The organism is Sorangium sp. So ce204 (genome assembly GCF_051526795.1).
Taxonomy (GTDB): Bacteria; Myxococcota_A; Polyangia; order Polyangiales; family Polyangiaceae; genus Sorangium; species Sorangium cellulosum_B.
The window spans coordinates 7,676,254-7,689,969 of sequence record NZ_CP150317.1; the positions used below are offsets into that span (position 1 = coordinate 7,676,254).

Sequence of the window (13,716 nt, forward strand, 5' to 3'; positions counted from 1 at the left end):
CCCGGCGCAATCGACTGCGCCGTTTCAGGGAAGGAGTTCACCATGGCTCGTTCATTCACCTCCCAGGATCTCGTCGCTCTCCCGCGCCTCAACGCCGCCGAGTCGGTCGTGCTCGCCACGGAGCTCATCACGGTGGCCGACGCGAGGGAGAAGCAGCTCAAGCCGAAGAAGCTCCCGGAGGCGATCGGGCGATCGAAGGGGCGCCTCGCCGCCGCGGTCGCCACGCTCGAGGTGCTCACCCGGCCGCAAGGGGGCGATCCGGTGGAGACGAAGACCAAGCCGAAGGCCGATCGCATCCTCGACAACGCGTATAGCGCGACGTTCGATTGGCTCGGAGGCTGGTGCAAGCTCCCGCCGGAGCGGAACCCGCACCTCGATGAGGCGAAGGATCTCTTCAAGATCCTTTACCCGGACGGCCTCTCCTTTACCCGGCTCCCGTACAAGCTCGAATGGAAGGAGTCGAAGGCCCGCCTCGACGCGATCCGGAGCGCGCGGCACGAGAGGACGTTCAAGCAGCTCGGCGGCGAGGGCTTCCTCGTGCATCTGGAAGAGGCGCACGAGGCTTACGGCAGGGCGCTGCACATCACCGCGCCGAAGCCCGCGAGCGCTCCGACCGGCGACGTGCGCGCCGCGTTCCTGGCGACGCTCGCAGCCCTCCGCGACTATGCGACCCGGGTCGCCGCGCACGCGGATCCGGACGTGCCCGGCAGCGAGGAGGTGAGCGCGGCGCTGCTCGCACCGCTCGCGGCGTGGGAGTCGCGGCCGGCTGCATCGAGCGGCGAAGCCAGCGACGACGATGAGGCGCCGGCCGCGCCGCCGGTGGAGGCGGAAGAGGAGCCGCTGGCCGATCCGGCGTGAGCCGAGCCTGAGCGCGTGAGAAAGCTCACGTCGCCGTCAAAAGACGAGTATTCTTCCTAAGATACATCTCGGCGGACCAGAACGCGCTGTGGTCGCGGGCGAGCGCGCTCGCGATGGACCAGAACGCGTTGTGGTCGCGGGCGAGCGCGCTCGCGATGGACCAGAACGCGTTGTGGTCGCGGGCGAGCGCGCTCGCGATGGACCAGAACACGTTGTGGTCGCGGGCGAGCGCGTTCGCGAGGGGACCAGGTCGCGTTGTGGTCGCGGGCGAGCGCGCTCGCGAGGGGACCAGGTCGCGTCGTGGTCGCGGGCGAGCGCGCTCGCGAGGGGACCAGGTCGCGTCGTGGTCGCGGGCGAGCGCGGTCGCAGGGGGACCAGGACGCGTTGGTATGGCTGGATCGGCGTCCGGGGTGAGGGCGGCGGTAGCCGCCGCTACGTATTGACGTCGCTTTCCCGGTGAGAATACGGTGCGTGCCGCCGGAGCGGGGTCGCGTAGGGGGGCTGGATGTCGGCTGCGCGTTGGCTGGTCGGCGTTGTCGTGCTGTTCGCCGGTGGCGCGGGACATCGTGGCGAGATCCACGAAACCCTCGGCCTTGGAGCGCCCCGGACGGGCGGATCGAGCGCACGCGCCGCGGCCGGGATGGGGGCTGATGGCGCCTGGTCACTGCTCGCCTTGCGGCATCGGGACATGGCGAGATCCTGAGTAGCCGTGAGCGCAGGAAAGAGGGGAACCATGGTTGATTTGCGCGGTCTTCGTGCCCGGACGCTGCTCCTCGTTACAGCGATGCTCATCGCGTGCGGTGACGACCCCGCCTCGCAAGAGGAGCCGCCGGTCGCGACGGCGCCGTCGCGTCCGCCGGAGGAAACTGGAGGGCCCGACTGCGCAGCCAGCGCTGGCGCGAGCACGAGCGCGACCCCCGCCGACGCCCCGTGCTCGGACGGCGACGCGTGCAACGGTGAGGAGACGCGCGATGGGATAGGCATGTGCGTCGCCGGCACGCCGCCCGTCGTCGACGACGGCAACCCGTGCACCGTCGATGCCTGCGATTCGATGGCTGGCGTTGTTCACGCGCCGGCGCCGGCGGGAACACCGTGCGCGGACGGCGACGTGTGCGACGGCGAGGAGACGTGCGACGGCGCGGGCACGTGCGCCGCCGGCACAGCGCCAGCGATCGACGATGGCGACCCGTGCACGCTGGACACCTGCGATCCCGTCGCCGGAATCGCACGTGCCTCGTGCTCGGTGCTCGATCGGACCATCGCGACCGCCCTCGTGGACGCATCGGCGTTCCTCTACAGCGGCCCGAGCCCCGTCCAGAACGGCGTCGCCCCGGGCACTCTCTCGCCGCACCGGGCGGCGGTCCTCCGCGGGCAGGTGCGCGGCACGGATGGCGCGCCGCTCGCCGGCATCACGATCTCGGTCCAGGGACACCCCGAGTACGGCAGCACAAGGACGCTCGCCGGCGGCACATTCCTGATGGCCGTGAACGGCGGTGGCCCGCTCACGGTGACGTACGAGGGGGACGGCTACCTGCGCGTGGCGAGGACGGTCGACGTGCCATGGCAGGATTACGTGACCGTGGGCGACGTCGTGATGACGTCCTACGACCGCCAGGTGACTGTCATCGACCTTGCCTCTGCGGCGCCGATCTCCGTGGCCCGCGGCAGCGTGGTCGCAGACGCCGACGGCGTCCGTCAAGCCACGCTGCTCTTCCCGACCGGCACGGGCGCCGAGATGCTCCTGCCCGATGGCACGACGCAGCCGCTCGCCACGCTGCGCGTGCGGGCCACCGAGTACACCGTCGGGGAGCACGGCCCCGCGGCGATGCCCGCTGCGCTACCGCCCGCGAGCGCCTATACCTATGCGGTCGAGCTCAGCGTGGATGAGGCCGTGGCCGCCGGGGCGACGTCCGTGCGATTCACGCAGCGCATCCCGCTCTACGTCGACAACTTCCTCGGCTTCCCGGTCGGCATGGACGTGCCTGCGGGGTACTACGACCGGGGGCTCGGCGCGTGGGTCCCCTCCGACGACGGGCGCGTCCTCGGCATCATCGACGTCGCGGGAGATCTGGCGGCCGTCGACATCGATGGCGACGGAGCGGAGGACGAACGCAGCGCGCTGCTCGAGCTCGGCATCACGGACGAGGAGCGAAGGGCGCTCGCCGCGCTCTACACGGTGGGCGCGACGCTGTGGCGTGTTCCGCTCGATCACTTCACGCCGTGGGACCTGAACTGGCCCTGGGGTCCGCCGCCGGACGCCTGCATGCCGATGGATCTGGTCTGCGCACCGGATGAAGGCGGCGCAGGGGACGGCACCGGCGCAGGGGACGGAGACGGCGGCGGCACGGATCCGGTGCCGCCGGCGCCGATGCCCGATGCCTGCGAGGAGGCCGGCTCGGTCATCGAGTGCGAGAACCAGATCCTCGGCGAGAGCGTGCCGCTCGCGGGCACGCCGTTCGAGCTCCACTACCGGAGCGATCGCGTGCCCGGCCGCAAGGCGGCCTATGCGCTGACGATCCCGCTCAGCCGGCGCGGCGTGCCCGCCTCGCTCGAGCGCATCGATCTGGTCGTGGAGGTCGCCGGCCGGCGCTTCGAAGGGCGGTTTGCCTGCCCGTGCGAGCCGGACAGCGAGACGACCTTCTCGTGGGACGGCAAGGATGCCTTTGGGCGCACGGTCGAGGGGGCGCAGCCGGTGACCGTGCGCGTGGGCTACGTCTACCCGGGGGTCTACATGGAGCCGGCGGAGCGGCGCAGAGCGTTCGCGGGCTTCTCCAGCACACCGATCGTCGGCACGAGGACCCGAGAGGACGCGACGCTATGGAAGGTCTGGCGCGGTGCGCTCGGCGCGCTCGGCGCTCGCTCTCACGGGCCAGGCGGCTGGACGCTGAGCGAGCACCACGCGTACGAGCCGATCGGGCGGGTGCTTCACCTCGGCAACGGGCGGCGGCGTCGCGCCGATGCGCTGGGCGACGTGCTGACCACGGTGGCGGGCCACGGCTGCGCAAACTGTGCGCTGGGCGACGGCGAGCCGGCAACGAAGGTGTCGCTCTATGCGCCCTCGGGCGTGGCCGCGGCGCCGGACGGCAGCGTCACCATCGCCGACTCGTTCCACCACCGGGTGCGCCGCGTGGGAGCGGACGGCGTGATCGAGACGGTGGCCGGCACGGGCGTGGCGGGCGGCGGGGGCGACGGCGGGCCCGCGGTCGCCGCGGAGCTCGAGGTGCCGCGGGGGCTCGCGTTCGGGCCCGACGGGAGCCTGTACATCGCGGAGCAGGGCGGCAACCGCGTGCGGCGGGTAGCGCCCGACGGGACGATCGCGACGGTGGCGGGCACCGGCATCTCCGGGGACGGCGGGGACGGCGGACCCGCCACGCTGGCGACGCTGAGGCAGCCGTTCAGCGTGGCGGTGGGGCTCGACGGCAGCGTCACCATCGCCGATACGGGCAACCACCGCGTCCGTCGCATCGCGCCCGACGGCGTGATCGAGACGGTGGCCGGCACCGGCGTGGCGGGCTTCGGGGGCGACGGCGGACCGGCGGAGGCTGCGCTTCTGAGGCAGCCGCGCGGCGTCGCCCTCCAGCGCGACGGCAGCGTGGTCGTCGTCGATACGGACAACCACCGCGTGCGCCGGATCGACGTGCAGGGGACCATCCGGACGATCGCCGGCACGGGTGTGCCAGGCACTGCGGGCGACGGGGACCTCGCCTTGCGAGCACAGCTCAAAGGGCCGACCGCGGCAACCGCGGGACCCAGCGGAGAGCTCTACATTGCCGACGGCCACGGATACCGACTTCGCCGCATCGGAACGGACGGAGTCATCACGACGATCGCCGGGAGAGACAGCACCGTCGCGAGCCAGATCCAGGAGGGACTGCCCGCGATCGACGCGGCGCTCGGCCTGGTCGCACAGCTGCACGTAGGGCCGGATCGTGCGCTCTACCTGGCGGAGATGAGCGCCGGCGTGAACCGGGTGCGCCGCATCGCGCCGCCGCCGATGGCGGGAACATCCGCCGGGGAGATCGTGATCCCATCCGAGGACGGCCGCGAGGCGTACGTGTTCGACGGACGCGGCAAGCATCAGAGGACGGTGGACACCCGCACGGGGGCCACCCTGTTCCAGATGGCCTATGATCCATCGGGGCAGCTCATCGCGATCGCGGATGTCGACAACGACGTCACGACGATCGAGCGCGACGCGAGCGGCACGCCGCGCTCCATCACCGGACCATTCGGCCAGGCGACACAGCTCGAGCTGAACGCGGACGGGTACCTGTGGACGGTGACGAACCCGGAGCACGAGACGGTGACGCTCACGTATGGCGCGGAGGGACTGCTCACCGGCTTCAGGGACGCGCTGGGCCGGAGCCACACGTTCACGTACGACGACGCCGGGCTGCTGATCCGGGACGAGGACCCGGCCGGCGGTAGCAAGCGCCTGACGCCGGCGGAGGAGCCGGGCGGGCATCGCGAGACGGTGTCCACGGCGCTCGGCAGGTCGACGACCTACCATGTCGAGGCGCTCGCGACGGGCACGGTGGCGCGCGCCATCGATTTGCCGAGCGGCCTTCGCGGCACGGCAAGCGGCAAGGCGGGCAGCGCCGTCGACATGACGCTGCCGGATGGCCGCATGCTGCGCCGGATCCCAGGCGCGGATCCGCGCTTCGGGATGCTGTCGCCGTTCGCCAAGGTCGAAGCGATCACGACGCCGGGCGGAAAGACGATGTCCATCGAGCGCAGCCGCGCGGCGGATCTGGCGGACCCGGCAGACGCATTGAGCTTCTCGTCGCTCACCGACACGACCACGATCAACGGGCGGAGTTTCGTCGAGCTGTTCAGCAAGGCGACACGCACGGTCACCCGCAAGACGCCGGCCGGCCGGCACGTCACGACCACGCTCGACAACCGGGGGCGGCTCGTCAAGATCGAGGTCCCGGGGATCCTGCCGGTGGACCTGAGGTACGACGCGCACGGACGGCTCGAGACGACCACGCAGGGCGCGCGCACGTCGACGCGCGGCTACGGGCTGCGAGGCCACCTCGAGCGGGTGGTGGACCCGCTGCTCCAGGAGACGACGTTCACGACCGACGCGGTGGGGCGCGTGCTGGCGGAGACCAGGCCCGACCTGGAGCACGTGAGCTTCGGCTGGGACGCGGCGGGAAACCAGGAGTCGGTGACGCCGCCCGGCCGGCCGATCCACGAGTTTGGCTTCACGCCGGTCGATTTGCTCGGCTCGTACACGCCGCCCGACCTGCCGGGCGGCCCGGCGCCCACGACGTGGATCTACGACGTCGACCGGAAGCTCGGGCTCATCACCAAGCCGGGCGGCGCCGCCGTCAGCTTCGGGCACGACGACGCTGGCAGGCGCACCAGCGCGACGTTCCCGGGGGCGCGATCTCCTGGAGATATGATCCGGTGACGGGCAAGCTCGCGAACGTGAGCGGTCCGGCGGACGTCACCGTCGCCTACGGGTACGACGGCCACCTGCTCACGGACGTGACCTGGTCCGGCGCGATCGCGGGCGCGGTCCAATGGACGCACGACGACGACTTCCGCATGAGCGCCGAGAGCGTGAACGGCGCCTTCGCTGTGAGCTTCGACCACGATGACGATGGGCTGCTGACGGCCGCGGGAGAGCTGGTGCTGAGCCGCGATCCGCAGAACGGGCGGCTCACCGGCACGACGCTCGGAAATGTGACCGAGACCGTGAGCTACAACGACTTCGGCGAGGTCGAGCGGCGCGAGGCAATGATCGGCGGCGTCTCGGTGCTGGTCGTCGAGTACGAGCGGGACGCGCTGGGCCGGATCCGCGAGCGGACCGAGACCATTCAGGGCGAAACGCGCGTCGAGGGGTTTGAGTACGACCCCGCAGGCCGGCTGGTGGATGTGTTCCGTGATGGCGCCTTGATGGCGCACTACGATCTCGACGCCAACGGCAACAGGTTGAGCAGGACCACCGCGGCTGAGAGCGAGGCCGGCACGTACGACGACCAGGACCGGCTCTTGACGTACGGCACCAAGACGTACGCGTACAAGGACAGCGGCGAGCTGCTGAGCCGGAGCGACACGGCGACGGGGGAGACGGCGCTGTTCGACTACAGCGCATTGGGCCATCTGCGCGGGGTGACCCTGTCGAGCGGCACGGCGATCGAGTACGTGCTGGATGGGCTCGGGCGACGCGTAGGCAAGAAGGTCGACGGCACGCTCGTGAAGGGGCTGCTCTATGAGGGGACACTCCGGCCAGTCGCGGAGCTCGATGGCACGGGCGCCGTCGTGGCGCGGTTCATCTACGGCGAGCGCGTCAACGTGCCCGACGTGATGATCCGCGGCGGCGTGACGTACCGGCTGCTGACCGATGCGCTCGGGAGCGTGCGGCTCGTCATCGACGCGGCGACGGGTACGGTCGCGCAGCGGATGGACTACGACGAGTTTGGCCGCGTTGTGCTCGACACGAGCCCGGGGTTCACGCCGTTCGGGTTCGCGGGAGGGCTCTACGACCCGGATACCGGGCTCGTGCGGTTCGGCGCGCGGGACTATGACCCGGAGGTCGGACGCTGGACGTCGAAGGACCCGCTCCTGTTCGACGGCGGCGACACGAACCTGTATGCCTACGCGCTCGGCGACCCGGTGAACCGGACCGATCCGACGGGGCGGTCGGCCACCGCGATCCCATGGAGAGAGCTGCTCATCGGAGCGGGAGCGGTCGCAAGCGCGCCGGCGGTGGCGGGCGCTGGCCTCGTGGGGCTCTGCATTCTGCTTGCGGTGACCCTTGAAGATGATGCAGCGGACGATGGCGAAAGCGAAAAGGAACGATGTAAGAAAGTCGAAGATCAGTGCGTCGAGAAGTGCTGGCAGGAGACGCTTCCGACCAATACGGCGGATGGTGCCCCCTATCACATCTGTTTCAGAGAGTGCATGGAAGAAGCGGATTGCTGGGGAGTGAAATTTTGATCGAGGTCAGGATGGACAGGGCTATCGCAGAGAAGATCCTAAGTGCGGCAAACGAATGCTCGAGAAAGATCGACGAGTCGGTGGGGCTCCTCAGGAAGATGGGGCATAACAACGAAGAGCTGGCTACGTACGGGAAATACGCAGGCAAAGTCATGTCAGGTATATTTCAAAATATTACGGCGCCCATCTACGAAGAGCACCCAGATCTGGCGCCGGACTGGTACAGGCAGATGAACGAGAAAAGGCCAACAAGAAGAACGAAGGAGTAGTAACATGAACGGCGACGCAAGACATTTGTTGCTGTCCACCGTGAACGAGGTAGCGAATGGGCTTGACGGCATTGTTGCATTAGCGACCGAGTCGTTCTCAGTGGACGAGTCTGCGAAGTATCGAAAGCGAGTTGATAGTGTGCTGCAGCGCGTCACGGAGCTCAAGGAGTACCTAATAAGCGGTACCAAGACGGACGACGTCGAACGCGATTAGATCGGCTGAGGATGGTATTGCCGACGGAGCCGGCGGGTGCTCTGCGAGCCCCGGCGGAGGTGGCGGGACAGGAGACGGCGGCGGGGGCGCCGATCCGGTGCCGCCGGCGCCGATGCCCGATGCCTGCGAGGAGTCCGGCTCGGTCGTCGAGTGCGAGAACCAGATCCTGGGCGAGAGCGTGCCGCTCGCGGGCACGCCGTTCGAGCTGCACTACCGGAGCGACCGCGTGCCCGGCCGCAAGGCGGCCTATGCGCTGACGATCCCGCTCAGCCGGCGCGGCGTGCCCGCCTCGCTCGAGCGCATCGATCTGGTCGTGGAGGTCGCCGGCCGGCGCTTCGAAGAGCGGTTTGCCTGCCCGTGCGAGCCGGACAGCGAGACGACCTTCACGTGGGACGGCAGGGACGCGTTCGGACGCACGGTCGAGGGGGCGCAGCCAGTGACCGTGCGCGTGGGCTACGTCTACCCGGGGATCTACATGGAGCCGGCGGAGCGCCGCAGGGCGTTCGCGGCCTTCTCCAGCACGCCGATCGTCGGCACCATGACCCGAGAGGACGTGACGCTGTGGAAGGTCTGGCGCGGTGCGCTCGGCGGCCTCCGTGTCTCGTCGGTGGCTACGGCTTCCTCGTCACGTGGATCACGGCGGCGAGGCACATCTCGTCGAGGGTGCTCTCGCCGAGGTGCACGTCCACCGGGGCGGGGAGGTGCTGCTCCTTGAGCGCCTTCGCGAGGAATGGATTGCTGTTCGAGTTGTCGTACGTGCAGCGCATCGTCAGCAGATCGCCGCCGCGGAGGCGCGGGAGCTGCTCGATGGGAGCGTCGTAGTAGAACCCGCGCTGCCACGAGAAGTCCCACCTCGGCGTCTGCACCAGGCACTGCTCCGCAGGCGCGCCGGCGGCCCCCTCCTCGCGCGCGAGGGTGACCTTCATGTCCGTGCCGACATAGTGCATGTGCGTGCCGGCGCCGTAGAGGTACGTCTCCGAGAGAGACACCGCGGCGGGCAGCCTGAACTGCATGGTCTCGACATGATCCGTCGCGCCGGCGGGGATCAGGAACTCCACGCCATCCGCGTCGTTCGGCCCGGGGAGGAGGCCGCGCCCCTGCGCGAAGGGAGACTCGAAGTTGCCGATCAGCGCGATGCCCATGAGCCACTCCGGCACGCCCTCGGTGAAGCGCAGCTGGAGGCGCGTCGCGTCGGGCTCGGCGGTCGTCCCGGCCGGGTGATAGTGGACCTGCATCACCAGCCGCGCGCCCGCCGGGAGCTCGGCGCCGATGTTCGGCTCGAGCTCGATGGGGACGCCCCCCGGCGCCCACGCGGCGACGAGCTCGCCCGAGAACCCGGGGCCGCCAAAGCAGTCGTATCCGCCGTGCTCGTCCACGAGCGCGTCGGTCGCGCCCTCCTTGTCGAGGAACACGAGCGCGTGGTGCACGACCTTGCTGTTGCCCGGTATGAGGTGCACGCCGTTGATGTACCGCGTCTCCGTGAGCCCAGGATCCATCACGAAACACCGGAACTGGTCGGCGTCGCCGCTCGCGACGAACGGCTCCTTCGGCGCGACCTCCAGCTCGACGCCGGGCAGCCCCGGCGCCCCGGCCACGAACGGGGGCGGCGCGTCCGCCGGATCCCCCTCGGGAGCGCCGGAGGCGGCCCACGCCTCGAGGACCGCTATCTCCTCCTCCTTCAACCGGAGATCGTCCTTCCAGCCGTGAGGAGGCTGGCACTCGTCCGTCTCCATGGCACCCCACGGCGGCATCGTGCGCTCCCGCGCCGAGCGCGCGAGCAGGCTGGCCACGCCGCGCGCGGAGTCGTACGCCGTCAGGCTGAACGGGGCGATGTTGCCGGGAGAATGGCAGCTCATGCAGCGCTTCTGCAGCAGCGGCTCGACGTCTCGATGGAACGTCGGAGACGCCGCCGTGGAGCCCGGCGCTCCCTCGCCGGAGCACCCGAGGAGGAACCCCGGAACGAGCGCGAGCAATGTGAGCGCGCCAGATGTCGACTTTCGCATGGTCTCCCTCTTCGATGGCCCGCGTGTTCGCGTGTCCTGAGCCGTCGAGAGGGCAGCGCGGCGGCCCCAGGCGAGCCGCCGCGCTCCCGTCGCCGTCAGGGCTCGCGCGGGATCAGTGGACCTCGTTGTGACACGTGGCGCTGCAGTCGTCGCCGCTCGCGGTGTTTCCGTCGTCGCACTCCTCGAACGCCGCCTGCCGCACGCCGTCGCCGCAGTGCGGGCCGAACACGCAGCCCGGCGCGCACTCGCCGTAGCCGCCGTCGTTCTCTCCGTCGTCGCACTGCTCGGGCGGCGCCTGGGTCACGCCGTCGCCGCAGCGCGGGCCGTACACGCAGCCAGGAGCGCACTCGCCGTAGCCGCCGTCGTTCTCGCCGTCGTCGCACTCCTCGCCGAGCTCCCGCTGCACGCTCCCGTCGCCGCAGACGGCGCCGATCCGGCAACCGAGGCAGCCCATGCTGCCGTCGTTCACGCCGTCGTCGCACTCCTCGCCCCACGCGTCCTGGGTGACCCCGTCGCCGCACTTCGCCGCGTCGCCGCACTCCGCCGTGCACCCGCCGTAGCGGCCGTCGTTCACGCCGTCGTCGCACGTCTCGTCGGGCTCCTGGACGACCGCGTCGCCGCACCGCGGCCCGATCAGGCACTCCGCCGTGCACCCGCCGTAGCGGCCGTCGTTCACGCCGTCGTCGCACTCCTCGCCGAACTGGCTGTCGATCTCCTCGTCCCCGCAGCGGGGAGCCGCCACGCAGCCCGGCGCGCAGGCCTCGGAGCCGTAGCCGCCCAGGTTGGTGCCGTCGTCGCAGATCTCGTACGGCGAGGTCGTCGCCCCGTCGCCGCAGTAGAGCCCCAGCGTGCAGCTCGTCGAGCATTTCCCGTACCCCGGGCCGTTCTCGTCCGCGTCGTCGCACTGCTCGTCGGGCGTGACGATGCCGTCGCCGCACACGGGCTCGCAGACGGACGAGGCCGCGTTGAAGCCGCCGAGCGTCAGCTTGTAGCTCGACGCCGTGGTGTGGCGCTCCGCCTGGAACACGACGACCTCGTAGACGCGCCCCACCGTGAGGCCGAGGTCATCCATGAGCACCGTCCCGCGATCGTCCTCGACGCCTGCGACCTCGCCGGTCCCCATCGGAGTGTGGATGCCTCCGAGGTCGATGCGGAGCCGGTTGTTGATGAACACCCAGACGTCGTCGTCGCCGTAGAAATCGAGCCGCTCCCCGCCGTGGTACTCGAACCAGGTGCGGACCTCGCTCGTGAAGTAGAAGTTGTGGTTGCCCGCCACGGCCCAGTCGTTGAACGGATCCCGGGCCTCGCGGCTCGCCTCGCGCTCCGCCGCCGGCACCGACGCGGCCTGCCAGCCCTTGTTGTCGAGCGGGAAGAACAGGTGATCCTCGAAGAGGAACACGTCCGACGTCCCGACCCGCTCGAGCGGGAGCCAGTCCACGACCGTCTTCGAGAGGGACGAGTTGTTGTACCAGCGGTTGAAATCCGTGGCGTTCGTGAGGAAGGCGTTCGGCCGCGCCGCGGCGAACTGGGGCTTGTTGTCGGCGCCCAGCAGGGGCTGCACGATGCCCGTGACGATGGCGTCCGGCGGGTTGGAGTCAGGCTCGAAGTTCGGCGCGTCGTGCTTGAAGTCGCGGTACACGATCGGCACGCGGAGCTCGTCGCCCAGGGTCGAATCGTTCCTGCAGCTGTATCCCGGCTCGATCGTGCACGCGCTCGAGCAGCCGTCGCCGCTCCTCGTGTTGCCGTCGTCGCACGCCTCGTCGCCGAGGCGCAGGCCGTCGCCGCAGGCCGACGTGCACCCGCTGTCGCCGCAGTCCGGCTCGACCTGGCAGAACGGCGTGCAGCCGTCGCCGAGGTTGGCATTGCCGTCGTCACAGGGCTCCGAGCCCTCCCTCTTCCCGTCGTTGCAGACGGTATCGCGGCAGGTGTAGCCGCCGGGCGCCGGCTGGCACACGAGGCCAGGCTCCCACTTGCAGGTGGCGTCGCACCCGTCGCCATTCTTCGTGTCGCCGTCGTCGCAGTCCTCGCCCACGACGACGCGCCCGTCACCGCAGACCGCCGTGCAGCGGCTCCCCGCGCGCGCGCAGTCGAACCCGGCCTCGAGGCCGCAGGTCGACGAGCAACCGTCGCCCGAGACCGTGTTGCGGTCGTCGCACGCCTCGCCCACGCCGATCTGGCCGTCGCCGCACACGACCGTGAACGTGCAGTGCACGCCGTCCGGGCATGTCCAGCCGGCCTCCACCAGGCAGCTCGGCGAGCAGCCGTCGCCCGGCTCGGTGTTGCCGTCGTCGCACCGCTCGGTCGGCCGCAGGCGGCCGTCGCCGCAGCGCTCGACCGGCTTGCAAGGTTGCCCGGGGACAGGGCACGTGATGCTGCCGGGGTCCTCCAGCGCGCAGACCTCGGAGCACCCGTCTCCGGACACCGCGTTCCCGTCGTCGCAGTTCTCCGCGCCCGAGACGCGCCCGTCGCCGCACGCGTGGAGCCGGGCGCACGGCTCCCCCGGCGTCAGGCAGACCCAGTCGCCCGGCTCCCGCTGGCAGCGATCGTCGCAGCCGTCGCCCGAGGCGGTGTTGCCGTCCTCGCAGCTCTCGCCGGGCTCCACCGCCCCGTTGCCGCACGCGATCGTCGTGTGACAGAGCTCCCCGGGCTCGCAGACGCAGTACGGCTCCACCTTGCAGGCGCCAGAGCAGCAGTCCCCGGGGAGGCTGTTCCCGTCGTCGCACGCCTCGCTCGCCTGGTTGATCTCGCCGTCGCCGCACGCCGGCTCCACCGCGTCGCACTCCGGCGGAGGATCCGGCGATTCGCAGGGATCGCCCCCGGCGCCCCCGTTCCCGCCCGATCCGACCGTCATGAACCCGCCGAAACTTCCGCTGCTGTCCTCGCCGCCGGTGCCTGAAGCCCCGGCGCCGCCCGCACCGCCCTCGCCGCCCACGCCGCTGCCCGTGCCGCCCTCGCCGCCGCCACCCTCGCCGCCGCCACCGCAGGCGACGAGCGGACCGGCGAGCATGACGAGGAGCACGGAAGTAAGTCTCTTTCCCAAGCCCATCGACGCCACCATCCCAACTTGCTTCAGAAGGTCGTCACGCTGTCCAAGCCACGCCGCGAGGCGCCTCGAGCGACGAGGTGCGTCGCTGGAGGCGGAGTGAGCGCGCGTCGCACAGGCGCGCGCTCACATCGACATGTGGGTCGCCCTCGTTCCCGCCCATCGCAACGCAGCCACCCGCGTGGAGCAAGCGGATTTCAAGGTATAGCGGGTTCCCGACGCGCCGCCCGCCGGGACGCGACGGAATCTGCGGGCAGTGCGGCGGCGCGGCGGCGTGACGGCACGACGGCGGCGACGCTCGGGCTTGACATCCCTGGAAGACGTCCCGGCGCCGCCTTGCGCCCCGCCCGCCGCGCGGTCGCCATCTCGCCCCCCCGGACG

At 70.7% G+C, this 13,716-nt stretch carries 9 protein-coding genes; 6 read left to right on the forward strand and 3 right to left on the reverse strand.

Features of this window, described 5'->3' with window-relative positions; translation table 11 throughout:
* Positions 1-42 precede the first annotated feature (42 nt).
* A complete protein-coding gene (locus WMF22_RS28535; protein WP_438031823.1) occupies positions 43-858 on the forward strand; it encodes a hypothetical protein in 816 nt (271 codons plus the stop codon).
* Between the two features lie 25 nt (positions 859-883).
* Here WMF22_RS28535 and WMF22_RS28540 read toward each other — a convergent pair whose 3' ends face one another.
* Entirely contained in the window at positions 884-1,069 is a 186-nt protein-coding gene (locus WMF22_RS28540) for a hypothetical protein (protein WP_438031824.1), read from the reverse strand.
* Between the two features lie 522 nt (positions 1,070-1,591).
* On the opposite strand from WMF22_RS28540, the gene WMF22_RS28545 reads away from it, so the two are divergent.
* The 5 genes from WMF22_RS28545 to WMF22_RS28565 all read left to right on the forward strand — a co-directional run bounded on the left by WMF22_RS28545 (position 1,592) and on the right by WMF22_RS28565 (position 9,004).
* Positions 1,592-6,274, forward strand: coding sequence for a hypothetical protein (locus tag WMF22_RS28545; protein WP_438031825.1), 4,683 nt, complete (start codon positions 1,592-1,594; stop codon positions 6,272-6,274).
* On the forward strand, positions 6,271-7,806 hold the full coding sequence (locus WMF22_RS28550) for an RHS repeat domain-containing protein (RefSeq protein ID WP_438031826.1): 1,536 nt from the start codon (positions 6,271-6,273) through the stop codon (positions 7,804-7,806). Before WMF22_RS28545 ends, WMF22_RS28550 begins: the two co-directional genes overlap by 4 nt.
* An 11-nt stretch (positions 7,807-7,817) precedes the next feature.
* On the forward strand, positions 7,818-8,075 hold the full coding sequence (locus tag WMF22_RS28555) for a hypothetical protein (protein WP_438031827.1): 258 nt from the start codon (positions 7,818-7,820) through the stop codon (positions 8,073-8,075).
* A 4-nt stretch (positions 8,076-8,079) separates the two neighbouring features.
* Positions 8,080-8,289, forward strand: a complete 210-nt coding sequence (locus WMF22_RS28560; RefSeq protein WP_438031828.1) for a hypothetical protein — start codon at positions 8,080-8,082, stop codon at positions 8,287-8,289.
* A gap of 112 nt (positions 8,290-8,401) precedes the next feature.
* Positions 8,402-9,004, forward strand: a complete 603-nt coding sequence (locus WMF22_RS28565) for a hypothetical protein (RefSeq protein WP_438031829.1) — start codon at positions 8,402-8,404, stop codon at positions 9,002-9,004.
* Here WMF22_RS28565 and WMF22_RS28570 read toward each other — a convergent pair.
* Positions 8,901-10,292: a hypothetical protein gene (locus WMF22_RS28570; RefSeq protein ID WP_438031830.1), complete on the reverse strand. Its 1,392-nt coding sequence runs from the start codon at positions 10,290-10,292 to the stop codon at positions 8,901-8,903. The two genes, WMF22_RS28565 and WMF22_RS28570, sit on opposite strands and share 104 nt — an antisense overlap.
* A gap of 112 nt (positions 10,293-10,404) precedes the next feature.
* Positions 10,405-13,350, reverse strand: coding sequence for a DUF4215 domain-containing protein (locus WMF22_RS28575; protein ID WP_438031831.1), 2,946 nt, complete (start codon positions 13,348-13,350; stop codon positions 10,405-10,407).
* Positions 13,351-13,716: the final 366 nt, after the last annotated feature.

Excerpts from the sequence above, each read along its gene's own strand:
- WMF22_RS28545 (WP_438031825.1), top strand. The coding sequence starts at position 1,592 with ATGGTTGATTTGCGCGGTCTTCGTGCCCGGACGCTGCTCCTCGTTACA.
- WMF22_RS28575 (WP_438031831.1), bottom strand. The coding sequence starts at position 13,350 with ATGGTGGCGTCGATGGGCTTGGGAAAGAGACTTACTTCCGTGCTCCTC.
- WMF22_RS28570 (WP_438031830.1), bottom strand. The coding sequence starts at position 10,292 with ATGCGAAAGTCGACATCTGGCGCGCTCACATTGCTCGCGCTCGTTCCG.
- WMF22_RS28555 (WP_438031827.1), top strand. The coding sequence starts at position 7,818 with ATGGACAGGGCTATCGCAGAGAAGATCCTAAGTGCGGCAAACGAATGC.
- WMF22_RS28535 (WP_438031823.1), top strand. The coding sequence starts at position 43 with ATGGCTCGTTCATTCACCTCCCAGGATCTCGTCGCTCTCCCGCGCCTC.
- WMF22_RS28565 (WP_438031829.1), top strand. The coding sequence starts at position 8,402 with ATGCCCGATGCCTGCGAGGAGTCCGGCTCGGTCGTCGAGTGCGAGAAC.
- WMF22_RS28560 (WP_438031828.1), top strand. The coding sequence starts at position 8,080 with ATGAACGGCGACGCAAGACATTTGTTGCTGTCCACCGTGAACGAGGTA.